This window comes from Dongia sp. (assembly GCF_041906375.1).
In the GTDB taxonomy this organism is placed as follows: domain Bacteria; phylum Pseudomonadota; class Alphaproteobacteria; order Dongiales; family Dongiaceae; genus Dongia.
Genome location: NZ_JAYRJJ010000001.1, coordinates 846631 through 871673, shown reverse-complemented (window position 1 = coordinate 871673; position 25043 = coordinate 846631). Strand labels below are relative to the sequence as shown.

Annotated in this window: 27 protein-coding genes and 1 tRNA gene; 10 read left to right on the top strand and 18 right to left on the bottom strand. The window is 61.9% G+C overall.

Annotated elements, in window-relative coordinates; translation table 11 throughout:
• Positions 1-118 precede the first annotated feature (118 nt).
• Entirely contained in the window at positions 119-1756 is a 1638-nt protein-coding gene (ybaL, locus tag ACE3OA_RS03970; RefSeq protein WP_374308124.1) for a YbaL family putative K(+) efflux transporter, read from the top strand.
• A 110-nt stretch (positions 1757-1866) separates the two neighbouring features.
• On the opposite strand, the gene rsfS is transcribed toward ybaL, so the two are convergent.
• Positions 1867-2271: a ribosome silencing factor gene (gene rsfS / locus ACE3OA_RS03965; protein WP_374308122.1), complete on the bottom strand. Its 405-nt coding sequence runs from the start codon at positions 2269-2271 to the stop codon at positions 1867-1869.
• A 1-nt stretch (position 2272) separates the two neighbouring features.
• Between rsfS and ACE3OA_RS03960 the strand changes: the two genes are divergently transcribed.
• Positions 2273-2533 (top strand): hypothetical protein, encoded by a 261-nt coding sequence (locus ACE3OA_RS03960; RefSeq protein ID WP_374308120.1) that lies wholly within the window; start codon positions 2273-2275, stop codon positions 2531-2533.
• Between the two features lie 12 nt (positions 2534-2545).
• Here the strand turns inward: ACE3OA_RS03960 and ACE3OA_RS03955 are convergent, their stop codons facing one another.
• From ACE3OA_RS03955 to ACE3OA_RS03925, 7 genes are all read right to left on the bottom strand, one after another.
• Positions 2546-3169: a nicotinate-nucleotide adenylyltransferase gene (locus ACE3OA_RS03955; RefSeq protein WP_374308118.1), complete on the bottom strand. Its 624-nt coding sequence runs from the start codon at positions 3167-3169 to the stop codon at positions 2546-2548.
• 3 nt (positions 3170-3172) lie between these two features.
• Positions 3173-4453, bottom strand: a complete 1281-nt coding sequence (locus ACE3OA_RS03950) for a glutamate-5-semialdehyde dehydrogenase (RefSeq protein WP_374308116.1) — start codon at positions 4451-4453, stop codon at positions 3173-3175.
• Positions 4454-4608: 155 nt separating this feature from the next.
• Positions 4609-5751: a glutamate 5-kinase gene (proB, locus tag ACE3OA_RS03945; protein ID WP_374308114.1), complete on the bottom strand. Its 1143-nt coding sequence runs from the start codon at positions 5749-5751 to the stop codon at positions 4609-4611.
• Between the two features lie 55 nt (positions 5752-5806).
• Positions 5807-6865: a GTPase ObgE gene (gene obgE / locus ACE3OA_RS03940; RefSeq protein ID WP_374308111.1), complete on the bottom strand. Its 1059-nt coding sequence runs from the start codon at positions 6863-6865 to the stop codon at positions 5807-5809.
• A gap of 113 nt (positions 6866-6978) precedes the next feature.
• Positions 6979-7251 (bottom strand): 50S ribosomal protein L27, encoded by a 273-nt coding sequence (gene rpmA, locus ACE3OA_RS03935; RefSeq protein WP_374308109.1) that lies wholly within the window; start codon positions 7249-7251, stop codon positions 6979-6981.
• 34 nt (positions 7252-7285) lie between these two features.
• The gene (gene rplU, locus ACE3OA_RS03930) at positions 7286-7600 is read right to left on the bottom strand and encodes a 50S ribosomal protein L21 (protein ID WP_374308106.1); all 315 of its coding nucleotides are present in this window, start codon (positions 7598-7600) and stop codon (positions 7286-7288) included.
• 196 nt (positions 7601-7796) lie between these two features.
• Complete coding sequence (locus ACE3OA_RS03925; protein ID WP_374308104.1) at positions 7797-8819, bottom strand: hypothetical protein; 1023 nt, start codon at positions 8817-8819, stop codon at positions 7797-7799.
• Positions 8820-8961: 142 nt separating this feature from the next.
• Between ACE3OA_RS03925 and ACE3OA_RS03920 the strand changes: the two genes are divergently transcribed.
• Positions 8962-9051 (top strand) — tRNA-Ser (locus ACE3OA_RS03920).
• A 26-nt stretch (positions 9052-9077) separates the two neighbouring features.
• On the opposite strand, the gene ACE3OA_RS03915 is transcribed toward ACE3OA_RS03920, so the two are convergent.
• The 8 genes from ACE3OA_RS03915 to ACE3OA_RS03880 all read right to left on the bottom strand — a co-directional run bounded on the left by ACE3OA_RS03915 (position 9078) and on the right by ACE3OA_RS03880 (position 16607).
• On the bottom strand, positions 9078-9725 hold the full coding sequence (locus ACE3OA_RS03915; RefSeq protein ID WP_374308102.1) for a hypothetical protein: 648 nt from the start codon (positions 9723-9725) through the stop codon (positions 9078-9080).
• Position 9726: 1 nt separating this feature from the next.
• On the bottom strand, positions 9727-10557 hold the full coding sequence (locus ACE3OA_RS03910; RefSeq protein ID WP_374308100.1) for an SDR family oxidoreductase: 831 nt from the start codon (positions 10555-10557) through the stop codon (positions 9727-9729).
• On the bottom strand, positions 10554-11207 hold the full coding sequence (locus tag ACE3OA_RS03905; protein WP_374308097.1) for a TenA family transcriptional regulator: 654 nt from the start codon (positions 11205-11207) through the stop codon (positions 10554-10556). Before ACE3OA_RS03905 ends, ACE3OA_RS03910 begins: the two co-directional genes overlap by 4 nt.
• The gene (locus ACE3OA_RS03900) at positions 11197-12768 is read right to left on the bottom strand and encodes an AMP-binding protein (RefSeq protein WP_374308095.1); all 1572 of its coding nucleotides are present in this window, start codon (positions 12766-12768) and stop codon (positions 11197-11199) included. The genes ACE3OA_RS03905 and ACE3OA_RS03900 overlap by 11 nt, the downstream gene beginning before the upstream one ends.
• The gene (locus tag ACE3OA_RS03895) at positions 12750-13301 is read right to left on the bottom strand and encodes a thermostable hemolysin (RefSeq protein WP_374308093.1); all 552 of its coding nucleotides are present in this window, start codon (positions 13299-13301) and stop codon (positions 12750-12752) included. The genes ACE3OA_RS03900 and ACE3OA_RS03895 overlap by 19 nt, the downstream gene beginning before the upstream one ends.
• A 368-nt stretch (positions 13302-13669) precedes the next feature.
• The gene (locus tag ACE3OA_RS03890; RefSeq protein WP_374308091.1) at positions 13670-14812 is read right to left on the bottom strand and encodes an NAD(P)/FAD-dependent oxidoreductase; all 1143 of its coding nucleotides are present in this window, start codon (positions 14810-14812) and stop codon (positions 13670-13672) included.
• Positions 14809-15519 carry a methyltransferase domain-containing protein gene (locus tag ACE3OA_RS03885; RefSeq protein WP_374308089.1) on the bottom strand — a complete coding sequence of 237 codons (711 nt, stop codon included), beginning with the start codon at positions 15517-15519 and terminating at the stop codon, positions 14809-14811. Before ACE3OA_RS03885 ends, ACE3OA_RS03890 begins: the two co-directional genes overlap by 4 nt.
• Positions 15520-15524: 5 nt before the next feature.
• Positions 15525-16607: a type III polyketide synthase gene (locus ACE3OA_RS03880; RefSeq protein WP_374309210.1), complete on the bottom strand. Its 1083-nt coding sequence runs from the start codon at positions 16605-16607 to the stop codon at positions 15525-15527.
• 228 nt (positions 16608-16835) lie between these two features.
• On the opposite strand from ACE3OA_RS03880, the gene ACE3OA_RS03875 reads away from it, so the two are divergent.
• Positions 16836-17123: a DUF1330 domain-containing protein gene (locus ACE3OA_RS03875; protein ID WP_374308087.1), complete on the top strand. Its 288-nt coding sequence runs from the start codon at positions 16836-16838 to the stop codon at positions 17121-17123.
• Here ACE3OA_RS03875 and ACE3OA_RS03870 read toward each other — a convergent pair.
• Positions 17096-18283: an MFS transporter gene (locus ACE3OA_RS03870; RefSeq protein WP_374308085.1), complete on the bottom strand. Its 1188-nt coding sequence runs from the start codon at positions 18281-18283 to the stop codon at positions 17096-17098. The genes ACE3OA_RS03875 and ACE3OA_RS03870 overlap by 28 nt on opposite strands.
• Before the next feature lie 116 nt (positions 18284-18399).
• Between ACE3OA_RS03870 and ACE3OA_RS03865 the strand changes: the two genes are divergently transcribed.
• Entirely contained in the window at positions 18400-18855 is a 456-nt protein-coding gene (locus tag ACE3OA_RS03865) for an Lrp/AsnC family transcriptional regulator (protein WP_374308082.1), read from the top strand.
• Here the strand turns inward: ACE3OA_RS03865 and ACE3OA_RS03860 are convergent.
• On the bottom strand, positions 18849-19625 hold the full coding sequence (locus ACE3OA_RS03860; RefSeq protein ID WP_374308080.1) for an SDR family NAD(P)-dependent oxidoreductase: 777 nt from the start codon (positions 19623-19625) through the stop codon (positions 18849-18851). The two genes, ACE3OA_RS03865 and ACE3OA_RS03860, sit on opposite strands and share 7 nt — an antisense overlap.
• 304 nt (positions 19626-19929) lie before the next feature.
• Here ACE3OA_RS03860 and ACE3OA_RS03855 point away from each other — a divergent pair, with 304 nt between their 5' ends.
• From ACE3OA_RS03855 to ACE3OA_RS03835, 5 genes are all read left to right on the top strand, one after another.
• Complete coding sequence (locus ACE3OA_RS03855) at positions 19930-21012, top strand: magnesium transporter CorA family protein (protein WP_374308078.1); 1083 nt, start codon at positions 19930-19932, stop codon at positions 21010-21012.
• Between the two features lie 147 nt (positions 21013-21159).
• Positions 21160-22524 (top strand): aspartate aminotransferase family protein, encoded by a 1365-nt coding sequence (locus tag ACE3OA_RS03850; RefSeq protein WP_374308076.1) that lies wholly within the window; start codon positions 21160-21162, stop codon positions 22522-22524.
• A 31-nt stretch (positions 22525-22555) separates the two neighbouring features.
• A complete protein-coding gene (locus ACE3OA_RS03845) occupies positions 22556-23938 on the top strand; it encodes a glutamine synthetase family protein (protein WP_374308074.1) in 1383 nt (460 codons plus the stop codon).
• A gap of 205 nt (positions 23939-24143) precedes the next feature.
• Positions 24144-24374, top strand: coding sequence for a hypothetical protein (locus ACE3OA_RS03840; protein ID WP_374308072.1), 231 nt, complete (start codon positions 24144-24146; stop codon positions 24372-24374).
• Between the two features lie 8 nt (positions 24375-24382).
• A complete protein-coding gene (locus ACE3OA_RS03835; RefSeq protein WP_374308069.1) occupies positions 24383-25042 on the top strand; it encodes an O-methyltransferase in 660 nt (219 codons plus the stop codon).
• The last annotated feature ends 1 nt before the right edge of the window (position 25043 follow it).

The following is a 25043-nucleotide window of genomic DNA, read 5'->3' as shown; positions in this document are numbered from 1 at the left end:
GCAGAGGTGCGGAAAAATGCCCCGCGCCGGTTGAAAAGGGAGGCCAAAAGGACCATTTCGGGAAAGGGATTCTGCCCCATTTCCATCATTCCGCAACCAGCCCGCGACGTGAGATCCCATGCCCCACGCCACGCCGCTCATTGCCACGATCGTCGGCAGCCTCGCCCTGGCCTTCCTGTTCGGTGCGCTGGCGCACCGGCTGCGCATCTCGCCGCTGGTCGGCTATCTGCTGGCCGGCGTCATCGTCGGCCCCTTCACCCCCGGCTATGTCGCCGACCAGGGTCTGGCGCTAGAACTCGCGGAAATCGGCGTCATCCTGCTGATGTTCGGTGTCGGCCTGCATTTTTCGCTGAAGGATCTGCTGTCGGTCAAGGCCATCGCCATTCCCGGCGCGGTGCTGCAGATCGCCTTCGCCACCCTGCTCGGCTGGGGGCTGGCCTGGGCCCTCGGCTGGCCGATGGCCGGCGGTCTCGTTTTCGGCCTTGCCCTCTCGGTCGCCAGCACCGTCGTGCTGCTGCGCGCGATGCAGGAGCGCCACGCGCTGGAGACCGATCGCGGCCGCATTGCCGTCGGCTGGCTCATCGTCGAGGATCTGGCGATGGTGCTGGTCCTGGTGCTGCTGCCCCCCTTTGCCGCGATCCTTACCGGCAGCGAGGGCGGCATCCTGCAGCCCTTGCTGATGACGCTCGGCAAGGTGACGGCCTTCATCGTCTTCATGCTGGTGGTGGGCCGGCGGGTCATCCCGTGGGTCCTGCACTACATCGCCCACACGGGTTCGCGCGAACTGTTCCGCCTCGCGGTCCTCGCCATCGCACTCGGGGTCGCCTTCGGTGCGGCCATGCTGTTCGGCGTGTCTTTCGCACTCGGCGCCTTCTTTGCCGGCATGGTGCTGGCGGAATCGGAGCTCAGCCACCGGGCCGCTGAAGAATCGCTGCCGCTGCGCGATGCCTTTGCCGTGCTGTTCTTCGTTTCGGTCGGCATGCTGTTCGACCCCACCATCCTGTTGACCAGCCCGTTGCTGGTGGCGGCGACCTTCGGCATCATCGTATTCGGAAAATCGGTGGCCGCTTTTCTCATCGTGCGGCTGTTCCGGCATCCCACCGGGACGGCCTTGATCATCTCGGCCAGCCTCGCCCAGATCGGCGAATTTTCTTTTATCCTGGCGGCCTTGGGCGTCGACTTGCAGCTGCTGCCGCAAGAAGGGCGCGACCTCATCCTCGCCGGCGCCATCCTTTCCATCCTTGCCAATCCCCTGCTCTTTGCGGCCATAGACCGGCTGCAAGGCAAGAAGGTGGAAACATCTGACAGCAAAGCTCCAGCCGATGAAATCGCCAAGACGGCACTGACCGACCACACGGTCATCGTCGGTGGCGGCCGCGTCGGCACGGCGCTGATCGACTATCTGCGCGCGGCCGGATTGCCCTTCCTGGTGATCGAAGATCGGACACACGCCCTGAAATCCCTGCGCGCCGACGGCGTGGAGGTCATTGCGGCCAATGCGGCCGATCCGCAGGCCATCGCGGCAGCCAACATCGCCGGTGCGAGGCGCCTGTTCGTGGCGATCGACAATGCGTTCGAAGCGGGTCAGGCGGTTGAGCAGGCCCGCGCCGCCAACGGCTCGCTGGAGATCATCGCCCGTGCCATCTCAAACGACGAGACCCAGCATCTTCGGCAGCGCGGCGCTGACCGCATCGTCGTCGGCGCGGACGCCATCGCGCAAGGGATGCTGGCGAAGGCATTCAAGGAGGCACTGTAACGCCTCCAGCCTCCGCACAGGCGGAGGACCTATGAGTTATCGCAATTGCCCCAAAGACTCGTGGATGGCCCGCCTGAAGCGGGCCATGACAAGTCTAGGCAACCAAGAACTCAGCCCACCGCTTGCAGCTTTTCCGGTTCCGGCTGGTCGAGGCCCCACATCTTTTCCAGGCTGTAGAGCTTGCGCACATCCGGCCGGAACAGATGGATGATGATGTCATTGCCGTCGACCAGAACCCAGTCACCCTGGCTGATGCCCTCGATACCGATCGGCTTGGCGCCCGCCTTGGCGAGTTTTTCGGCGACATGATGCGCCATCGCCGCCAATTGGCGCGTATTGCGGCCCGTGGCGATGACCATGTAATCGGCAATTGCCGACTTGCCGGCCAGATCGACCGTCACGATGTCCTCAGCCTTGTCGGCATCCAACGACTTCTCGACCAGCTTCAGCAGATTGCGCGACCATTGATCGGCGCCCTTGGGGGCACCTGAAGCGACCGGCTTGGCGCCAGCCATCTTGGCAGCGGTCTTCGGCTTTACTGCAGTCTTGGCTTTGGCCGGAGCCTTGGATTTGGGAGCCTTGGATTTGACGGCCGTCTTCTTGATCGACGGCTTGGCTCCCTTCGTCGCCGCCTTGGCACCCTTGGGTGCTACGGCCTTTTTAGGGGCGGCCTTTTTGGCGGCGGGTTTCTTCGTGCCGGCGGATTTTGCAGCGGTCTTCCGGCGGACCGCGGTGTTCTTTTCGGAAATGGCCTTGATCCTCCTCAAACCGACGTGACTGACAACAACATCATCGGGGCGTCGCCGGTTCTGCCGCCCGTGGCCCGCTTTCGCCCCAAAGCCGCTTGCGGCGGATTTCGGTGGCCGAAATTGGATTCAGTCGATGATGCACAAACGTCCACGCCGGCGGTGGCGACGTGACCAGCGTTCGGGCTGCTTGCTCCCGCGCCCGAAAACAGGCGAATCGCCGTGCCGCAAGAGCGGCCAGTGCTTGATAAGTATATGTCGGACGGTCAAAAACCGCAATTGGCACCAAATGAAAGATCTGTTGCCAGTCCTTCCAGCGCGACATGCCGGCGAGATTGTCTGCCCCCATCAGCCAGACGAAGCGGTAATGCGGGTATTTGCGGACAACTTTCTTGAGCGTATCGGCGGTATAGGTCGTCCCCAATCGCAATTCGAGATCGCTGACCCGGATGCGCGGATGATCGGCCACCCGTTGTGCCTCGGCCAGGCGCGCGTCGAGCGGCGCCATGCCGACGGGGCTCTTCAGGGGATTTTGCGGCGCCACCAGCCACCAGATCTCGTCGAGGCCGAGATAAGCGAGGGCAGCGAGGCTGATGTCCCGGTGCCCATCATGAGCCGGATTGAAGGAACCGCCCAGGATCCCGATTTTGCGCGCGATCGTGCCCACGCGTTAAGGCCGTACCTGGCCGTCGCCGCGCACAATGTATTTGTAGGACGTGAGCTGTTCGGCGCCCACCGGCCCGCGCGCATGCAGCTTGCCGGTCGAAATGCCGATTTCGGCGCCCATGCCGAACTCGCCGCCATCGGCGAACTGGGTCGAGCTGTTCCAGATGACGATGCCGGAATCGATCTCGTTCAGGAATCGCGCCGCAGTCGCGGCATTGCGGGTAACGATAGCCTCGGTGTGATGCGAGGAATGACGTTCGATATGTTCGATGGCACCGGCGACACCCTCCACCACTTTGACGGATAGAATGGCGTCGAGATATTCCGTGTCCCAATCCTGCGACGTTGCCACGCCGACGCGCTTGTCGAGTGCCTGAATTTCGGCGTCACCGCGGAGCTCGCAGCCGGCCTTGATGAGATCGTCGAGAATGGGCTTGGCGAAAGCCAGGGCCGGACGGTCGATCAGTAAGGTTTCGGTTGCGCCGCAGATGCCCGTGCGGCGCATCTTGGCGTTGAGCACGATCTTCCGCGCCATTTCTGGTTCAGCCTCGGCATCGACATAAGTGTGGCAGATGCCATCCAGATGTTTCAGCACGGGAATGCGGCTTTCATTGGCGATGCGCTCGATGAGGCTTTTGCCGCCGCGCGGGATGATGACATCGATGGTCTCGGTCATGCCGAGCATAATGCCGACAGCGGCCCGATCGGTGGTCGGCAGGCGCTGCACGGAGGCCTTTGGCAGACCGGCGGCACAGAGCCCTTCCTGCAGGCAGTCGAGGATGGCCGCGGCACTATGCGCGCTTTCGGACCCGCCGCGCAGGATGGCGGCATTCCCCGATTTGAGGCAGAGCCCGGCCGCATCGGCCGTCACATTGGGCCGGCTTTCATAGATGATGCCGATCACGCCGAGCGGCACCGAGACACGTTCGATCTTGAGGCCATTGGGCCGATCCCAGCTGGCCAGAGAGCGGCCAACCGGGTCAGGCAATTCGGCGATTTCTTCCAGCCCGATCGCCATTGCTTCGACACGCTTGCCGTCGAGGGCCAGCCGGTCAAGCAATGCGCCGGACAATCCCTTTTCCCGCGCCGCTGCCATGTCGCGCTCGTTGGCGGCGAGGATCTTCGGCGCCTGCGCGCGGATTTCGGCCGCCATGGCCCGAAGCGCCAGATCCTTCTTGTCACGCGGGGCTTGTGCAAGTTTCAGAGACGCTGCCTTAGCGGCGCGGCCGAGCGCGAGCATGTCGTTCAAAAGCGCGTCGCCGGTTTCCTTCTTCAGCGCGGTCATTCGTTTGGTCCCTACCCGAGAGTCTTCAGTCTCAACCACCCCTCACCCCGCCCCTCTCCCCACTTCGTGGGGCGAGGGAGTTCCCTCCGAGCTTGGTCGAAAGCCCCTCGCCCCTCCGGGGAGAGGGGTTGGGGTGAGGGGCCTTTGCGTTTCGTCTAGCTCACCACCAGATCGTCCCTGTGGATCATCTCATCACGGCCGCGATAGCCGAGCAAGGCCGCAATCTCCTTCGATTTGTGGCCCGCGATCAGCTTGGCATCGGCCGCGTCATAGGCGGCAAGGCCACGGGCGATCTCGTTGTCGTCCTTGTCGACGACGAGAACGGCATCGCCCCGCTCGAACCGGCCTTCGACGCGCGTGATGCCGGCAGGCAGCAAGGATCGTCCGCCCTTCAAGGCGGCCAGCGCGCCGTCATCGACCACGAGCTTGCCCTTGGCCTTCAGCGATCCGCCGATCCAGCTCTTGCGTGCCGTCTTCGGCCCGCTGGCGGGCAGAAACCAGGAGCAGGTGCCGCCGTCCAGAATGGCCTGCAGCGGATTCACTTTCTTGCCGCTGGCGATGACCATGCGGCAGCCGGCCGACATGGCGATGCGCGCGGCGGCGATCTTGGTCACCATGCCGCCGGAGGAATAGCCGGTGGGTGCCACGCCCGCCATGGCTTCGATCTCGTTGGTGACCTCGGTGATCTCGCCGATGAAGGCCGCGTTCTTGTCCTTGCGCGGGTCGGCGGTGTAGAGGCCGTCGATATCGGAGAGCAGCACCAGCGTGTCAGCGCTGATCATGGCGCTGACACGCGCCGCGAGGCGGTCATTGTCACCAAAGCGAATCTCGCTGGTCGCCACCGTGTCGTTCTCGTTGATGACGGGAACGGCGCCCATCTGCAACAATGTATTCAGTGTCGAGCGGGCGTTGAGATGGCGGCGGCGTTCCTCGGTATCGTCAAGGGTCAGAAGCACCTGGGCCACGGTGATTCCATGGCGGGCCAAAGTTTCCTGATAGGCATGCGCCAACCGAATCTGGCCCGTGGCGGCGGCGGCCTGTTTTTCCTCAAGGCGCAAAGCGCCGTCGATGAGGCCGAGATGACGCCGGCCGACTGCGATGGCGCCCGAGGAAACCAGCAGCACCTCCTTGCCGGCTTCGCGCAAGGCGGCGACGTCATCGGCCAAGGCATCGAGCCATTTGCGGCGGATTCCGCCCGTCTCGTCATCGACCAGCAGGGCGGAGCCGATCTTCACGACGATACGCCTGGCGCTGCTGAGGGAGCGCTCTTTGCTCGATGTTTTCTTCTTGTCGGTCATTGGCGCGTATTCCCCTTACCTCGCCGTTCCCCTCACCCCAACCTGCCCGATCAGATCACGCGTCGATCTCGACGCCGGACATGGTTTCCGCCTGCTCGGCAGCCTCGCGCGCCTTGTCGGCGTCGATGATCTCCAGCATCTTGCGCATCAGCTCGGTGATGCCGATGCCGGCAGCACCGGAGACCCGATAGATGATCTGCCCCTTCTTGAGCTTCGCCGCTTTCTTGAGAGCGGCGGCTTTCTCCTCGATTTCCTCTTCCGTCAGGGCATCGCATTTGTTGAGCGCCACCAGCTCCGGCTTGCCGGCCAGCATCGCGCTATAGGCCTTCAATTCCTTGCGGATCGTCTTGTAGGCGTTGCCAACATCTTCCTGCGTGCCGTCGACAAGATGCAGCAGCACGCGGCAGCGCTCGACATGGCCGAGGAACTTGGTGCCGAGTCCGGCTCCTTCATGGGCGCCTTCGATGAGACCCGGAATATCGGCCAGCACGAATTCACGCTCGTCGACATGGACGACGCCGAGCTGCGGCTTCAAGGTCGTGAAGGGATAGTCGGCGATCTTCGGCTTGGCGCGCGACACCGCCGCCAGCATAGTCGACTTGCCGGCATTGGGCAGACCGACGAGGCCCGCATCGGCGATCAGCTTCAGGCGCAGCCAGATCCAGCGCTCCTCGCCCGGCCAGCCCTGGCCGGCGATTCGCGGCGCCTGGTTGGTCGAGGATTTGAAATGCGCATTGCCGAAACCGCCATCGCCACCGCGGCACAGCACGATTCGCTCACCCGGCTTCATCAGGTCGAACAGCAGCGTTTCCTTGTCCTCGTCAAAAATCTGCGTGCCGACGGGAACGCGCAGGACGATGTCCTCGGAATCCTGGCCCGAGCGCACTTTGCCCATGCCGTGATAGCCGCGGCGCGCCTTGAAATGCTGCTGATAACGATAGTCGATGAGCGTGTTCAGATTGGGCACGACCTCGACGATGATATCGCCGCCGCGCCCGCCATTGCCGCCATCCGGCCCGCCGAACTCGATGAACTTCTCGCGCCGGAACGAGACGCAGCCGGCGCCACCGTCGCCTGACTTCACGAAGATCTTGGCCTCGTCGAGGAATTTCATGACTGCATCAATCCAGCAAAAGGACAAAAACGAAAAAGGGGAATGGCGTTTCCGCCATTCCCCTTGATCTAACCGCTCAGCGAATGGCCGCGCCCGCTAAGGGCGCCGATGGCTCACTCGGCTGCCGGGAGAGCCACGGGCAGCACCGAAACAACGGTGCGGCCGCCGGTGCCGGTCTTGAACGTCACGCGACCCGCCGCAGTGGCGAAAATCGTGTGGTCCTTGCCGATACCGACATTGAGGCCGGGGTGAACTTTGGTGCCGCGCTGACGGATGATGATGTTGCCCGACGCGACGATTTCGCTGCCGGCCTTCTTCACGCCCAGGCGACGGCCAGCGCTATCGCGGCCGTTGCGCGAGCTACCACCGGCTTTTTTATGTGCCATTTGGGTCTCTCCCTAAATTCGATCAGGCTGGCCGTTAGGCCGCCTTGATGCCTTCGATCTTGAGCACCGTCACGAACTGACGATGGCCGCGCTTGCGGCGGTAGTTGTGGCGACGGTTCTTCTTGAAGATGATGACCTTGTCGCCCTTGCGCTGCTCGAGCACCTTGGCCGTCACCGAGGCACCAGCCACATTGGGCGAGCCCACCGTGATGTTGCCGCCATCGCCCACCATCAGCACTTCGCCCAACGTAACGTTGGCGCCCTCTTCGGCGTCGAGCTTCTCGACGAGGATGATGTCGTTGGTGGCGACCTTGTATTGCTTGCCGCCGGTCTTGATCACTGCAAACATAATTGCCGTCCTAAAGGCGGGTCGCGGGTCGGATTGCACACCGGGCCGCACTGCGCCATTTCATGCCAAAAGCTTCGGGCCGCCGAAGGGCGACCCGTTCGCGGTGGGAAATAGACGTTCTCACCCCTGCCTGTCAACTTGATTCATGGCGAAAATGCCGCCCGGACAGGGCTGCCTATCACCGGATGCTCCTACTCTAAGTCCTTGGTTTCAGGCCCTCAAGCCGCAAGACCTGGGTATCGGGCCGGGCAATCTTCCCAGCCCGTTCGAGGCCGACCACCATGATTGTTCCGGCAGCACAATCCAGCATGCAGGCTAAGCGGCTGAATTTGTTTAGAATCGGGTATTCGAGCCAGGTGAAATCCCCCGGCAGTTCTGAAAGCCCCCCTGCCCATAGGCAGGCATCCCGGAAGCGCCCGCCGCTATCCACCCCGCGCAGCCAACCGCGCGGCCAGGGCTCAGTGGAGCCGGGAAGAACCGGCCAATGATTGGAGATCGCCGTGGGGCCGGTTCGCAGCCGGGCGCGGCTTTCCAAGCGTTCGATCACAACGGCGCGGCCGTCGGCTCCAGCGAGGCTGAACAGCGCCGGCATGGACAATTCGGTATCCCGCAACAGTCGCTGTGCCTCATCGAAATCCTGCGCCTTTTCAAAGACATGACGTAGGAGATGGGTGGGTGGGATGGCGGTCCGCCGATCGACCCGGAAACGTTCGACCACCCAATCCAGGGGCTTGATGCCGGTCGCCAGGCGGATCGGCGGCTGATTGTAGGAAGCGGCAAAGCGCCCCGGCGCCAGGCCGGTCAGGACGCCGACGAAACCCGGCCAGGTCGCCTGCCACCAGGCACCGACTACAGCGTCGTGGCGCGTGATGGTTAATGCGACCCCCATGCCGTGGAGCGGCCAATCCAGCGTCCGCATCAGCCGGCTGCCGTGAACCATGCTGGAACAGGCCCATTCCGTGCTGAGATTGAGGGCGTAGGCGCCGCTCAATCCCGGAATCGCCGCGATGCGGGCGATCTCGTCCTTATAGGGAGTGCTGTTACGCGCGAGCCATGCCTTGGAGCGACCATCCATCCAGGCCTGAACAGGCCCGGAAACAAGGGCGCGGCCGGCGGCGGCCATCAACAGCACCTTTTCCGGTGCCAGGGCAGCCAGTTGATCGAGGCCCGCCGATCCGAGGTCGACGACCGGAATCTGCGGCAGATCGGCCCCGTTCATGCCCATTTCCCCTGTGCTTGCCCTAGCCCGGCCCAGAGGATCGACGTTAACAGCGAGCCGGGTCAAGCCGGGCTTGCGAAGTGTGATTCACTTCGTTAGGTTCCGCGCGCATCAAACGGCCCGGATCTTCCGGATCCCCTGCGGAGGGGTGCCAGAGTGGCCGATTGGGACAGTCTCGAAAACTGTTGTACGTGCAAGCGTACCGTGGGTTCGAATCCCACCCCCTCCGCCACTCTCTCCTTGCAGCACCCCAGTTGATCAATCGGTGAGCTTCTTCAGCGCTACTGCAATGTCGGCACGGCGGCCGGCATCGGCGTCGGGGCGGTCGGGGCGCGGGGCCGCCGCGAGGGCCTTATTGAGGTAGATCGCGGCCTTGTCCTTCTCGCCCTGATCAGCGAGGAAGTCGCCATAGAAGTAGTTCTCGTCGATACCGTCTGGGTTGAGGGCGACACCCTTGGCCAGATAGTCGGCGGCCTTGTCGTCGTCGCCAAAGCCCAGCGGCCAGCCGGGCACGCGGTAATAGAGCGCGCCGATCGAGGTATCGATCCCGCCGCCGATGGCCTTCTCGTCGATCTTACGCGCCGCTTCCAAAGACTTCAGCGCCTGCTTGGCGTAATCCAGGGCGCCGAGCCCGCCTTTGGCCCCGGCATAGGTGCTGAGGATGATGCCGCGCCAAGCCAGCAATGCCGCCGATTGGGGGTATTGCTGCACGGCCGCTTCAGCCTTGGGCACCAGAGCCTTCAACGCGTCTTCGCGCTGGTCTTCCGGCAATTGGTAATTGGCCTTGGCCCATTCGTGCTGCAGGGATTGCAGCGTCGCCGTGTCTTCGCCGGCTATGGCGAGGCTGGCGACACTCATGAAGGTCGCGAGCAAGGCCGCACCGGCCATTGATGTCTTGATCGTCATTTCAGTTGTTCTCCTTGTTGAGGGTAAGGCCGCTGTTCCTGCCGGGAGCAAATGACAGGACCTTTCGGCTGGTACCGATGAGGCCGCGATCCACCACCGCAGGGAGGACCGCGTTCAGCTTGGCGAAGAAGCGTTCCGGCCAACCGATGAATGTTTCGTTCTTCTGCCGCTTGATGGCCGTGATGATGCGCTGGGCCACCAATTCCGGCGTATCCATCGCCATCTTGGTGGCGCGGGCCATGACGTCGACGGCGCCATTGTTGAAGTCCGTTCGCGTGTAACGCGGAGCGACGTAGACAATCTTGACGCCGGTGCCGCGCAGTTCCCGTCGCAGCCCCTCCGAGAAGCCGCGCAGGGCGAATTTGCAGGCGCTGTAGACTGGAAAGCCGGCAAAGCCAATGCTGCCGAAGACGGAGCCGATATTGACGATGGATCCGCGGCCACTCTTCTGCATGCCGGCTAAGACCGCGCGCGACAGGCGGATCGGCACCCCGATGTTTGTATCGACCAGCGCATCGATATCGCTATCCGGCATGCTGGCGAAGTGGCCGAACCAGTTCACCGCCGCGTTGTTGACGAGGATATCAATCGGCCCACTGGCATCGATCACATGCCGCACCAGGGCGTCATAATCCGTATCCCGCCCGAGCGGCATGGCGACCTCGACCACCGCCGCCCCCTGGTAGCGCAGGGTGTCGGCCAAACTGGCCAGACGCACCGGATCGCGGGCAATGAGAGTCAGCTTGCACTGCAGGCCAGCAAATTGTTGCGCCAGCGCACTGCCGATGCCACCGGTGGCACCCGTGATGAGGACGTGACTGGGCCCGCTCATGCTGTCACCTCATCCACGCCACGGAATATGTCGGCATAGAGCCGATAGAACATCTTGGCGGCGTGAATGATCGCAGCGCGATCCTCCGTGTTCTCCAAGCGGTTGACCAGAGTCTCAAACGTCTTGGTGTGTTCGACGTCCAGCGACCCGTGCGAGGTTAGATAGGTGAACGCCTTGACCGGTAGGTCCAAAGACTTGCGCAGGATTTCCGCCGCATGGCTTGCCAACTGGACACTTGTCCCTTCCAGCACATGGGCCATGCCGAAAAAGACCACCGGATTGCGCCGGCTGACACCGTCATAGGCGTAGGCGACCATCAATTCGGTCGCTTGACTGGGCTGGCCATTGCGGACCGCGTCGGCGTCACCGCCGGCCGCGCGAATGTCGGCAAGGATCCATTCGTCATGCCCCGTCTCCTCGTCGATATATTCGACGATGGCATCGCGCAACCAGCTGAGCCGGTCCGGCATGCGGGCGCCGCAGGTCATGAGCAGGGGCACGGTGTGCCGCACATGATGATAGGCCTGGGTCAGGAATTCGACATAGGCTTGGCGATTGACCTTGCCCTGCAATGCATTCTGGATGAGCGGCACACCGAGCAGAGCGTTTCGTTCGCCCGCCGTCTGCACCACCAGTTCATCAAAAAACATGAACCATTTCCTCTTTGTATAAGTTGTCGAGACGATCTTGATAGCGGGTCGCGATTTCCTCCCGCCGCAGCCGGCCATTCCAAGTCAGCTGGCCATTGCGCGGCTGAAAGGGTTGATCTGCCAGAAGCCAGCGACGCACCTGCGCATAGTCCGGCAAGCGCAGATTTACGGTCTCGATCGCTGCCGAAATGCGGCGTGAGAGGTCGGACGGATCGGCGGCCAGAGCGGCTGGCCCCGGCACGATGATCGCCACATTCCACGGCCGGGCTTCACCCGACACGAATGCCTGAGCGATCACCGGCGTGGTTGTGAGTTCGGACTCAACCCAGTCAGGAGCCACGTTGCGCCCGAAGGCCGTGATGAACATGTTCTTCTTGCGGCCGAGCAGATGAAGAAATCCATCTTCATCGAAGCGACCGATGTCGCCGGTGGCGATGGCGCCGTCTGCCGATTGCGCCGGCGCCGCTTCGGTCCCGAGATAGCCCACAGCGCCGATGCCGTGCACCATGACTTCACCGTCCGCAGCCAGGCTCACCCGGCAATGCGGCAAGGGGCGCCCGACACTATCGGGCCGATCGGCCCGCACCGTGTTCAGCGTGACGACCGAGCAACATTCGGACAACCCATAGCCTTCAAATACCGGCAGCCCCAGTTCCCGCGCCCGCCCTACCGCTCCTTTGGCAAGCACGGCACCGCCCACGGCAACATGACGCAGATAGCTTGGCCGCCAGCCGGCGCGCTCCGCCATCGCCATCAATACGTTGAGAATTTGCGGTACCGTCACAATGCTGGTCGGGCGATAGCGATCCATTGCCGCGATCAATTGCTGCGGCTGCAGGCCGGACGAGCCCGAAAAGCCAAGCGTACCCAGGGGCAAGGCGCAGAACTCGGCGCCGGCAAGAAGAGGAATATCGATGCCGGCGATGTTCTCGAGCAAAGCGGCAAACGGCATGAGGCTGAGATGCTTGTCACCAACGCTGCCGTCCGACGCCTCACAGAGAGACGAAGCGACGGTATCGATCGCCACTTCCGATAGGCAAACGCCTTTCGGCCTGCCGGTCGTGCCCGAGGTAAACGTCACCTTGTGGGTGCCGATCGGCAACGTCCGGGGACCGGCATCGCCGAGGACGGCACCACAGAGCATGACACCGTTGAGCTGCACAGCGTTGCCGATTGGCTCACCCGTTCCCAACCAACCGGCCGGCAACAAGGCCTGCAGCTGAGCAGGTGCATCCGTGATCACGGCGTCGACGCCGGCCTCGAGAAAGGCGTGCTTGATCTGCTCCGCGGAGAAAAAGACCGGTACCGGCACGATCACGCATCCAGCACGGCGCAACGCCAGATCCGCTACGACCCAACCGGGCCCGTTGTCCAGAAAGAGGACGCAACGCTGAATGCCGGCCATCGCGAGCCTTCCGGCGAGCGCCTCTACCATGGACTCCAATGTGCGATAGGTCATCTCGCCGTCGGCGGTATGCAGTGCGACTGCATCCGCCCGCGTTTCCGCCCAGTGTTTCAGTGCCGCATTGGCATTGCGCAAGGTCATGACGCGGACTGCCAAGAAATATGACTGCCTTCGTCCTTAAGCGACAGCATGCGATAGCCATTCCGGATGTCGCCAGCCATCACCTGCGGGAGCGATGCGAAATAGTTGCCCCACTTCGCGAGATCATCGGGGGCAAGACGGGCCGGGTCAGCCTTGGCAAGAACCTGCGGCTTCAACCCCAGGCGGGTGAATGCTGCCCGCAAGCTTGCAACGCCGGTGAAGACGACCCAATGGTAGCCCGCGTCATGCAGATAGCGCGTGACGGTCACGATCATCGTGCGCGCATTCCCGGGCATTGCCGCGAGATTGCCGACTTCGATCACGCGCGCCCGCTCGACCGGCTTGCCGGCAAGGTCGGAGATCGCTGCCTCGACTGGCTGATCGAGATACTGTTCCATATAGAGTCGGTGTTGTGCTGCTTCACGCAGGCCGAAGGCGCACAACAATTCGCCCACATCGCTGTTGAGGGTAAACAGACGTGGCATCAGCGCATGGAGATCGGCGCCGAAAGATTGCCGGAACCTTTCCTTGATCAGCGTTTCCGTCATCTTCCTTTCAGACGGTAAGCATTCGTGTAGATGTGCATGACGCACTGCTTCTGGCCATCTGGTCAAAACAGTCATTCCTCGCCTTCCTGTCAGCGGAGCTTTGGGCGCAGCGAACGGCGACAACATTGAGAGTCGATGTCGCTCGGCTGGTGTTGGCTACACTAGCGGCGCATTCTGACCGGTGGCTTTCCTGTTAAATGCAATGCAGCAAAGATCGCGGCGAAAAGCACTGAAACTGTGCTCTTCACTATTTTGTGAAGAACGCAAAAGCTTACAAATTCATGACACGATGATGCGTGAGTAATCACCACTTGGCAGTGGCGACGGATCGTCATGATGGACTTCTGTTTATTGCGCCAAGACTCGCTCTAGCGAAGAGCTCGCGACAGGAGATGCGAGGGAACCTCGCTTGTAGCCGGCAACCGCGTCAGACTGGCAATGCCCGGCAGCAAAGGCGGCAACATTGCAGCAGCGGTCAACACCATATGCTGCCCCACGCGTGACTTGATCAAACCCGAGAGAAATTGCCCCCACCGGAATTGCCGCGCCAGATCCCGACGCATGCATCGGTGGTACAGTTCGACCGACCTATTTGAGAGATACGACTGCGTGCTCAGAAAGGCGCTGTGCAAGGCGATCGACATGCCGTCGCCCGAGAAAGAAGGCATGCAGGCCATCTGATCGCCAAGACGATAGATATCTGCGACATCAGGGCCGCTGTGAAGATAACCGAACGGCAGGCGGAAGATGGCCATTGGCCGTTCCAATTCGGGAACTGCATTGGCCAAGCGCATGCCAAGCAGCTCATTTTCAGCGCTGAATCCTCGCAGTAGTTCGCGCCAATCGTGATTTGCCAGGGCAAAGCGACGTTGCGTCACAAGCAGCGACAAATTCGCCCTGCCGGCCCCGACCAGTTGCAGCCCCGCATAGCCGCCTTTGAACATGGCAAGCTCGATATACCCGGATAACTGCTGAGACTGAGCGGCAGGCAAATTGAAGTAGCCCTTCAGGCCAATATAGTCATGACGATCAGTTGCGACAGGCCTTTCGCAGCCACGTACATCATGCTTGCCGCTCGCCAGGAACAAGGCGTCCGCTTCGATCCGGCCCATTCCGTCAACAAGCAATGACACACCAGCGCCAGCTTTTATCTCCCGCACGGCATGGCTGCGCCAAATCTCAGCGCCAAGTTGGGCGGCGCGCGCCAGCAAGGCTCCATCCAGCACTTGGCGTGGGAGACTGAGGCCCTCAAATGGCAGCGATGCTTCTGCGATACGCTTCCCCGCACCCAGCCTGACCCGACCGATCGGCAAGGCACCTAATGCTCTCAAATCGACACCAAGGTCCTGGATGTAGGATTGCGCAGCGCAGCTCAGGAATTCGCCGCAAACCTTCGGCTTGGCGGTCCGCTCACGCTCTATCAGCAGGACCTGCCGGCCGGCGGTCGCCAGCAGGCAAGCCGCGGCAGCGCCTGCGACGCCACCGCCGACAATGACGGCCTGGCGCGTCATGCAGCCGCCTTCTTCAGCCGACTGACGCCATAGCGAAAGGGCATATACCATTTGATATCCGCAGCGACACCAGCCGCGGCCAGATAGCCTTGCCAATCGTCACGGCGGAAGCTGCGAGCGATGGAAACGGGCCCATCATGGCGGACAAAGCGATGCCAACCAGCAGCCCCGGCCCAGATCCGAAAGGCATGATAGGACAGTGCATGCCGATGCAGGTCGTTAATACACCAGCCGTGGCGAGTCTGGCGTTCCATAAAGCCAATGAAAGCAACAATCTGAGCATCAGTCATGTGATGGGTCACCAGCGACGAAATGATCGCGTCGAATTGCCGCTCGGGCTCCAAGGCAAAAACATCTCCCGTGTGGAAATCAATGGCCATGCTTGCCGGCGTCACCGTTCGCGCTGCCAACGCGCTTAACGGGTTGAGGTCTATCCCCTGCAATCGGACATTCAGCCCGCGTCGATCTGCCCATCGCCAGATCGCACGCAGCATATCGCCCTGGCCGAAGCCGACGTCCAGGATGGAAAGCGGCTGCCTCCTCGGCCAGTCGATGGTCAACTGTCTCAGCCAGTCGAATGTCGGCCGCATGGCAAGAGTGAGTCGGTTGACGGTGGCAAGATCGCGCAGGCAAGCGGCAAAATCCTCCGCCGTGACGGATTCTGTGTCCATCAACTCGCTCTGCCGGCTGCGTTGAGCGAAGTTCATGGAGACTACGCTGCCATGGAGAAGCGCGCCGTTTCGGCAACCATGCCCGGCCCGAATGCCATTGCCATGCCGCGCTCCTTCGGTTGGGCCACGCGCATCATCCGTTCCAAGACAAACATGATCGTGGCCGAGGACATGTTGCCGAAATCGTCGAGGACGGCGCGTGAATGGCGAAGTGCCGATGCCGGCAAGGCGAGCCCCGTTTCAACCGCATCGAGCACACTGCGCCCACCGGCATGCACAGCCCACAGATCGACAGACTGCGTGCCCTCACCGCGCAGAATTCCTGCAGCATCCGGGCGCCCCAGCTCCTGGCGCAGGGCCTGAGAGATTCGCCCAGGGACCTTGCCGGACAAATACATATCGAAACCCTGGTCGCCGATTTCCCAGGTGATCAGGCCCTCCGTGTCCGGAATGATCGCAGCCCGAAAATCTTCCAAAGCGATGCCGCGAGGTTCTGCCGAGACCAATGCTGCCGTGCAGCCATCGCCAAATATCAGGAATGACAACATCGCTTCCAGATCCTCGGTCTCTTGAAGATGCAATGTGCAGATCTCAACATTGACGACGAGCACGCGCGCAGACGGTGTGGAGCGGACAATGTGATGCGCGGCACGGAGGGCCGGGATCGCCGCGGAACATCCCATGAAGCCGAGCATTTGCCGCTCCACGTCGACCGGCAGACGCAGTCTGGCTGCCAGTTGCAGATCCAGTCCGGGGGCACTGAAGCCGGTGCAGGACGCGACAATCAAATGCGTGATACCGGCAATCGCCTCGCGCTGCGCCAAATTCTCGATGGCCCGTTCGGCAAGCGCCAACGCCTGCGGCGCGTAGAGCGTCATACGTCGCGCGGTACTCGGAAAGTTGCCGAAGGTATAAAACCCGGTAGCATCGACGGCGCCGGCACCCATGGCTGCAATTGGCAGGGCGGAATAGCGGTGCCTTATGCCGCTGCGCCGGACGGCGCGATCGAACAGCCGGGCACGATCAGGGCTTTTGAGCATCTGCCGCGCATGCGCCAGAAAGCCATCGTGAACGTCGTGCGATGGCACGGCAACACCAATGCTGTTGATATGGGCTTTGTTCATGACCGTCACTGTCTTCTCTCATATTCGGCCCGCGCACCGATTTCGTTACGGTCATCTGACGGCATTGGACCTTGCGCCAGTAAGATGACGCCGTGCTTGCACTGGCATTGGCTGATTTTCGGGCTAGACTTAGCAAACAATCAACGCCGAACCGGTGAACTGGTTCACAGCTTCGTGATCGACCGGCAGGTAACGTTTGGCCGCCACCCCCAACCCAGAGAGGAAGCGATGGTTGCCTATTGCATTGTTTATGAACATATCGACGACCCAGCCACCTTCGAGACCTATCGGTCCCAGGTCATGCCGACGATTGACGCCTATGGCGGTAAGTTCCTGGTAAGGGGTGGGCAGTTCACGGCGCTGGAGGGCGAAATGCCCTTCGAGCGCATCGCCATGCTGGAGTTCCCCAGCCGAAAGGCGGCTGAGGACTGGTATCATTCCCCGGAATACCAGCGCATCCTGCCCTATCGGCTGAAATCGACCCGCTGTCAGTTCATCGTTGTCGATGGCATCTGAGCGGGAGCGACTTGCCGTCTGAGGAACAGAGCCACCGCCAGCGCCGCGCACCAAAGCATGGCGGTGGCTGCGAACGAGACCGCGGCAAATCCGGCATGTGTGTAGACGCTGCCGAAAACAGCACCGCCAAGGCCAACCGCCACATAGGTGATGAACGAAAACAGCCCCATCGCGGTGCTGCGGGCACTTGCCGGCGCTGAACCGATGAAACTGACCAGCACATTCATGCAGATATGATTGGCGAGGCCCCAGACGAAGGGAAAAGCCAAGGTCGACCAAAGAGTCAGGACGGCATAGGGCAAGATCAGATAGTTGATCCCGACCAGGAAAAGCGACAAGGCCATCAATCGCACCGGCCCCATGCGGTCCAGCCAGGCATTGCCGAGCACCGCGGCACCAAAGCCGACACCGTAGGAACAGGCCAGCGCACCTCCCAGCCAGGCGCCGGCATGATGCAGGTGCCGGACGTGATCGCCGACGAAGGTGTAGGTCTGGTAGAAGGCGATCATGTAGGCGAAAGTGGCCAAGAAACAAAGCTTCATACCCGGCAGCTCGAACACGCGCGCATAGGAGATCCGATCCGCCGCGATGGTGCCGCTGCCGCGTGGGACGATGCCGATCAACAGCACCATCGCCGTGCAGATGGCCGTCATCAGCGCAAAGGTGCTGCGCCAGTCGATAAGATCGGACAGGAATGCTGCCAGCGGAATGCCACCAACCATGGCCACCGACCAGCCGAGGATCACCTTGCCGATCGCGCGGGAGCGCCGGTCGGGCGACGCCAGTTCCGCGGCCAATCCATAGGTCGCAGGCAGGATGATCCCTGCTGCCAGACCCGTCACAGCCTGACCGACCACCAGCAAACGCCAATCCCAGGCGAGGCCGCAAAGCGCAAGACCGGCCCCCATCACCATGAACGCCGTGCGGATGGCGCGCGCCTTTTGCCATTGGCCGAGTTTGGGCGCCGCAAGCAAGGCCGCCAGCGCCACGCCAGCACCATAGGCGCCGGTGGCAAAACCGATCTCGCGCGGGCTCGCCTGCAGCGCCGCAGCGATGTCCGGCAACAAAGGCGAAAGCATCAACGCCTGGATGCCGACGGCGGCGATCCCCACCATCAAAATGGTCAGCGAGGCGGCTTCGGAGATGGGCTGACGACTCATGATGACTAATTTTCTCTCTACGATTCCTTCCAAACACGTACCAAGTTAGTTATAATGTGACAATCACGAAATACTATATGTCGTTTTGACGAATGGGATTAGAAAGATACCGCCTCATGGATGCTATCGACCGAAAGCTGTTAGGCCTGTTGGCCGAAGACGCTGCCGCCCCTTACCGCGATCTGGGGGCGAAGCTGGGTCTTTCCGCGCCATCGGTCTTCGAACGCGTCAAGAAATTGAAGACGCAAGGAATCATCAAGCAGACCACGGTGACCATTGACGGCGACGCGATCGGCCGACCGCTGCTGGCTTTTGTCCATGTGAACACCGATGGCTGGGGCAAGACCCCGGAACTGATGGCCTTGCAGGATGATCCGCGGGTTGAAGAGATCCACGCTGTTGCCGGGGACACCTGCATGATCCTCAAGGTACGTTGCGAGAGCACGCGTGCCTTGGAGGAGTTGTTGAAGCGCATCTATGACGTGCCCGGGATCAAGGGGACGCGTTCTTATATCGCGCTCAATACCTATCTGGAACGCAATGCACGGACCGAGTTGGTGGACAGTCAATAATAGTCGGCGCTGCGACCCTTATATTCCTGGATGGTGTTGCCGCCATCGACGACCAGCATCTGGCCGGTCACGTAGGACGACGCCTCGCTGGCCAGGAACATTGCTGCGGCAGCCACTTCTTCCGGACGTCCCGGGCGCTTCGCAGGCGAGTTGCGCCCGGCGATCACTTCAGCCTTCGATGACGAGCCGGTCTCGATCCACCCGGGCGCCACCGCATTCACCGTCACATTCCTGTCAGCCACCTCGATGGCCAGCGCCCGCGTGAGGCCCACCATCGCCGCCTTTGCGGCAGAATAGCCGGCGCTGCGCGGATTGGTGACCAGCGGGCCGGTAACCGAGGCGATGTTGACGATGCGGCCGTATTTCCGCTTGAGCATCGGCGGCAGCACGGCGCGGGTCACGTGGAAGCAGGTATTGAGGTTGATATCCATGGTTCGCAGCCATTCTTCAGCCTCTATCTGATGGAATAGGCGCGCCCGCTCCTTCCTGCCGGTCTGCACCATGCCGGCATTGTTGACCAGGATATCGATTTTGCCGAGCTTGGCATTGATCTCGGCAACCAGCCCGGCCACCGCTTCCGGATCGGTCAGGTCGGCTGTGAGGGCGATATGTCCGCCCCTGGCGCCCAGTTCCCGCAACCTTTCCTTGATGCGGCCGGTGGTCGAGGTAATCGCAACGCGCGCCCCTGCATCAGCCAGCGCACGGGCGGTCGCAAAGCCAATCCCGTCGGCACTGCCGGCACCTGTCACCAGCGCAATTCGTCCTTTCACCGCAGCCTCCCCGCCAATTGCAATGGGCGCAGTCTAATGCGACGCCTTTTCATTTGACAGGTCGGCCTGCCGGTCCTACCAAACGGCAGAAGCGGGCGGCAGAACCAGCGCCGTCCATACCGAGGAACCGTAACATGAACCGGGCACAATCCACCGCCGCAGAGCCTCCCAGTACGAGCGTGCGCGCGGCCAAGACCGTCGCTGACCCGGTCTCATCCGCAAACACAGGCCGTTCCTAAGACCCGCCTGTTTTTGCCGATGCCTTCGGGTCGAACGTTACTTTCGTTTACCCCAGGAGGCCGGCATGATCACCGCCTACGTTCACCAGGAAGGTTCTCTCAGCAAGCTCATTGTGAGCGGGCTGGAGACGCGCGCTGTCGTCGCCGATGTTCCGGCAGCCGATATTCTGCCGAGCCGCCTGCAGGAGGCCGCCGATCACGCTGCCGAAAGATTGCCCCGCGAAGCCGTCTGGGTGGATCTGCTGGAACCGACTTCCGCCGAAATTCAAGCGGTTGAGTCTGCTTTCGCCATCGAAGTACCCACACGCGAAGAGATGCAGGAAATCGAGGTCAGCAGCCGCCTCTACAGCGAGGGCGACAGTCTGGTCATGACCGTGCCAGTCCTTCACAAGGCGGCGACCGAGCACCCTGAAAGCGGTGCCGTCACCTTCATCCTGACCGCAACGGCCCTGGTAACCGTTCGTTTTGTCGATCCGCTGCCCTTCGCGATATTCGCGCGCCGCGCCTTGCGGCATCCCCACCTGGCTGCCGGACCGCAGCAGGTATTGCTGGGCCTTCTCGAAGGCATTGCCGACCGTCTTGCCGACGTTCTCGAATTGGCTGCGGCGGATATGGAGCAGGTTTCGCGCGATATCTTTGCCAAGCAGGCCGCCGGCAGCAGTTCGAAGCGCCCGCGCAAGGGGGTGGCCGGACAGAAAGGCGGCAGCCTGCAGGATGTCTTGCGCCGCATCGGCCGCAACGGGGACCTTGCCACCAAGGCACGTGACAGCTTGCTGGGCCTCAGCCGCGTCGTGCTCTTTCTGAATGCGCAAAGCAGCATGAAGAAGGATGCCAAGCAGCGCATCAAGACGCTGTCGCGCGATATTGCCTCGATCGCCGATCACGCCACCTTCCTCGCCGGCAAGATCAACTTCCTGCTCGACGCCACCTTGGGCCTCATCAATATCGAGCAGAACGCCATCATCAAGATCTTCACCGTGGCGGCGGTAGCCTTCCTGCCCCCGACCCTGATTGCCAGTATCTACGGCATGAATTTCGCCCACATGCCGGAGCTGCAGTGGGACTACGGATACCTGCTCGCCATCGGCCTGATGGTGGTGTCCGCCGTGCTGCCCTTCTGGTATTTCCGCAAGCGCGGCTGGCTCTAAGCGTTTCGCGGCACTGCAGCAGGGCTTTCGCCTCAAGGACTTACGTCCGTTTCCGGCCGCCCTCTTGCTATTCCCCCGCGGCAGTCGCTATCAATGGCGCCTTCCTGGCCCGTCGCGGCCGCAGCAGAAGGACAGAGTGCACGCATCATGGAATTATCGGAAGCCGGCTTGCCCAAGGCGCAAGTCGAGGCGATGACAAAGCGAGAAACCGACCGCTACATCCAATCCAACCCGATCTCGCAGCAGCTGGGCATTGATGCCCGCGCCAACTGGATCAAGGGCGTTCCGCATCATTGGATGCTGGATTGGTCGACCCCCTTCCCTCTCTTTGTTGCCGATGCCACGGGCGCCACACTCACCGATGTCGACGGGCATTCTTACGACGATTTTTGCCTCGGCGACACCGGCTCCATGTTCGGCCATTCGCCTGAACCGGTCGCCAAGGCGATCGCCGCACAATCGTCCCACGGCCTCACCTACATGCTTCCCACCGAGGATATCATTGCGGTCGGTAAGCTGCTTGAGCAGATGTTCGGCCTGCCCTTCTGGCAGGTGACGACGACGGCCACGGATTCAAACCGTTTCGTCATCCGCTGGTGCCGGGCCATCACCAAGCGCACCAAGGTTCTCGTGTTCCACGGCGCCTATCACGGTGCCGTCGATGATACGTTCGTGCGGCTGAAGAACGGCAAGGCAATCCACCGTCCCGGCCTCATCGGGCAGGTCTACGATCTCACAAGCCACACCAAGGTCGTCGAATTCAACGATGTGGCGGCGCTTGAGGCAGCCCTCAAGGAACGCGATGTCGCCTGCGTCATCACCGAGCCGGCACTGACGAATATCGGCATGGTGCTGCCACAGCCGGGCTTCCTCGATGCACTGCAGGATCTCTGCCGCAAGACCGAGACCCTGCTGGTGATCGACGAGACTCATACGATTTCGACCGGATACGGTGGCTATACCCGCACCCACAATCTGAAGCCGGACTTCCTCACCCTCGGCAAGCCCGTGGCGGGTGGCCTGCCCACTGCCGTCTTCGGCTGCACGGCCGAAATCGCAGAGCGTATGCGTAAGGCGGAAAAAGAAGCCGGACCGGGTTATAGCGGCATGGGCACGACGCTTTCGGCCAATGCATTGCAGTTCAAGGCCATGCGCGCCAATCTTGAACATGTCATGACCCCGGCTGCCTATCAGCACATGCTGCCGCTGTCGGAAAAGCTTGCACGCGGGATCGAAGGCGAGATCAGACAACGCAATATCCCATGGCACGTATCGAATGTAGGTGCCCGCGCTGAATTCGTCTGTGCGCCGAACCGGCCGCGCAACGGCACGGAAGCACAGGCGGCCATGCATGGCCCGGTCGAGCTTGCCGTCCATCTCTATTTGCTCAACCGCGGCCTATTGATCGCACCATTCCACAACATGACGTTGGTCAGCCCGGTCACGACGCCAGCCCAAGTCGATCGGCTGGTCACGACCATCGGCCAATGCCTGGATGAACTGGCTGCCTGAAGGGCGCCGCACATATATATCGGGGGTTAAAATGAGTTCCAAAGTTGCCAGCATCGCCGAATGCGATGCCTTCCTCGCCGCGCATCCGGAAGTGAAGTTCGTTCAGATCTTCTTCACCAATCAATCCGGCGTGCCGCGCGGCAAGAATCTGCTGCGCCACGACATCAAGCCGATCTACGAATATGCCCGCTTCCTGCCCGGCACGATGCTGGCGCTCGACATCACCGGCGAGGATGTTGAGGAATCCGGCCTGGTCTGGGCCGATGGCGATGCCGACCGCCTCGGCAAGCCGGCACCGGGCGGGATTACCCTGGCGCCCTGGCTCGGCGCTGATTTCGCACAGCTGCTGCTGTCCGTCTATGAAATTGACCACAGCCCCTGCGATGTCGATCCGCGCCATGTGCTGCAATCGGTTATCGACCGCTTCAAGGAGTTCAACCTGACACCGGTCGTCGCCTGCGAAATGGAATTCTACCTGGTCGACCGCGAAGGTCGCCCCGGCGGCGGTAAGCAACCGCCGGTCTCGGCCGTCACCGGCAACCGGCCCTGGGACATCCAGGTTTACGGCTTGCGTGAACTCGACGATTTCGAGCCCTTCTTTCGCGACGTCTACGCGATGGGCGAGCAGATCGGTTTGCCGCTCGAATCCGCCATCTCGGAATATGCGCCGGGCCAGTTGGAATTGGGCCTGCGTCACCGCGCCGATGCGCTGCAGGCCTGCGACGAGGCGGTCAAATACAAGCGCCTGGTCAAAGGTGTCGCCATTCGCCACGGCTTTGAGGCCACTTTCATGGCCAAGCCGCATAGCGATATCGCCGGGTCCGGCATGCATCTCCATGTGAGCCTCGCCAACCCGGACGGCACCAACGCCTTCGCCAGCGACGACCCGGCCGGCAGCCCGCTTCTGCGCCAGGCGATCGGCGGAATGCAGGCATTGCTCAACGAATCCATGGCCGTTTTCGCCCCGAATGCAAATTCCTATCGCCGTTTCCGGGCCAACTCTTACGCCCCGGTAGCCCCCACCTGGGGTATCAATAATAGAACAGTAAGCTTCCGCGTGCCCGCCGGCCCGGCCAAGTCTCGCCATATCGAGCACCGGATCTGCGGCGCCGACGCCAATCCCTATCTGGCGGTCGCCGCCATGCTGGCCGCCATTCATTGGGGCCTGAAGCAGAAGCTCGATCCCGGTGCGCCGATCGAGGGCAATGGCTACGCCAAGGCCCAGGAAATGGGCCTGACACTGCCCACCAATTGGCAGGCGGCGATCGACCTCTTCGCCCAATCGGCACGCATGAAGGATTATTTCGGCACCCGCTTCCACCATGTCTACCGGTCGGTCAAACAGGCCGAATATGACCGTTTCAATGCCCGTGTGACCGAGTTGGACTACGCGTGGTATTTGCGCAACGCCTGATGCGGCTGTTTTCGGACGAGCAAGCGGGTGGTCACAGGCAGGGCCACCTCGCGCGCTTGTTCGGGTCAGGCCTAGATGCTACGTTCTCGTCCCGAATCAAGGTCATAGCCGTCAGAGACTCGGAGCTGCCGCTTTTGGCGAACCGGGTAGCCCTTTGGGCCGGTAGAGGACCGTTTTTGATCGCTGCCAAACGAGCATTTTAGACATGGGCCTATTCAGTTCGAAGAAAGACAATCGGGTCACGGTGGGCGCCCGCTATCGTTCGGCAGATACCAACCTGATCACCTGGGAAGTGGCCTCGATCTTCAATGGTATCGACGGCACCCCTTACGCTCACATTTTCTGCGTCCAGGACCAATCCCGACGGAAGACGGTAGCGCAAAGCTCCCTGGAAGGCGGCGTGCAGTATATCCGCCTCCCCAACAAGGGCGCCTGAGCGCCGCGATGGGCAAGGAACCGCTGCAGGTTACCCAGCGGCTCTATGACTACATCCTTGAATTCGGCTATCGCGACGATCCGCTGCTGAAGGCATTGCGGGAAGAAACCGCCAAATTGCCGGCGGCCGTGATGCAGATCTCGCCCGAACAGGGCCAATTCATGGCCCTTCTCGCCCAATTGATGGGCGCCCGCTATGCCATCGAAATCGGCACGTTCACCGGCTATTCGAGCCTTTCCATGGCCCGCGCCCTGCCTGCGGACGGCAAGCTCATCTGCTGCGACGTGAGTGAGGAATATACCTCCATCGCGCGTCGCTATTGGGCCAAGGCCGGTATCGCGGAGAAAATCGATCTGCGCCTGGCGCCTGCCCTGGAAACGCTTGCCGCCTTGGCGCGGACGCAGGCCGGTAGTTTCGACCTCGCCTTCATCGATGCGGACAAGACCAATTACCGGAACTATTACGAGGCGGTGCTGACCTTGCTGCGGCCGGGCGGGGCCGTGCTGATCGACAATGTGTTATGGAGCGGCGATGTGGCCGACCCATCCGCCAAGGATGAAGAGACGGTCGTCCTGCGCGATCTCAACCGCTTTATTGCGTCTGACGGCCGGGTCGATTTCTGTCTGCTGCCGATCGCGGACGGACTGACCATCGCCCGCAAGCGCTAGA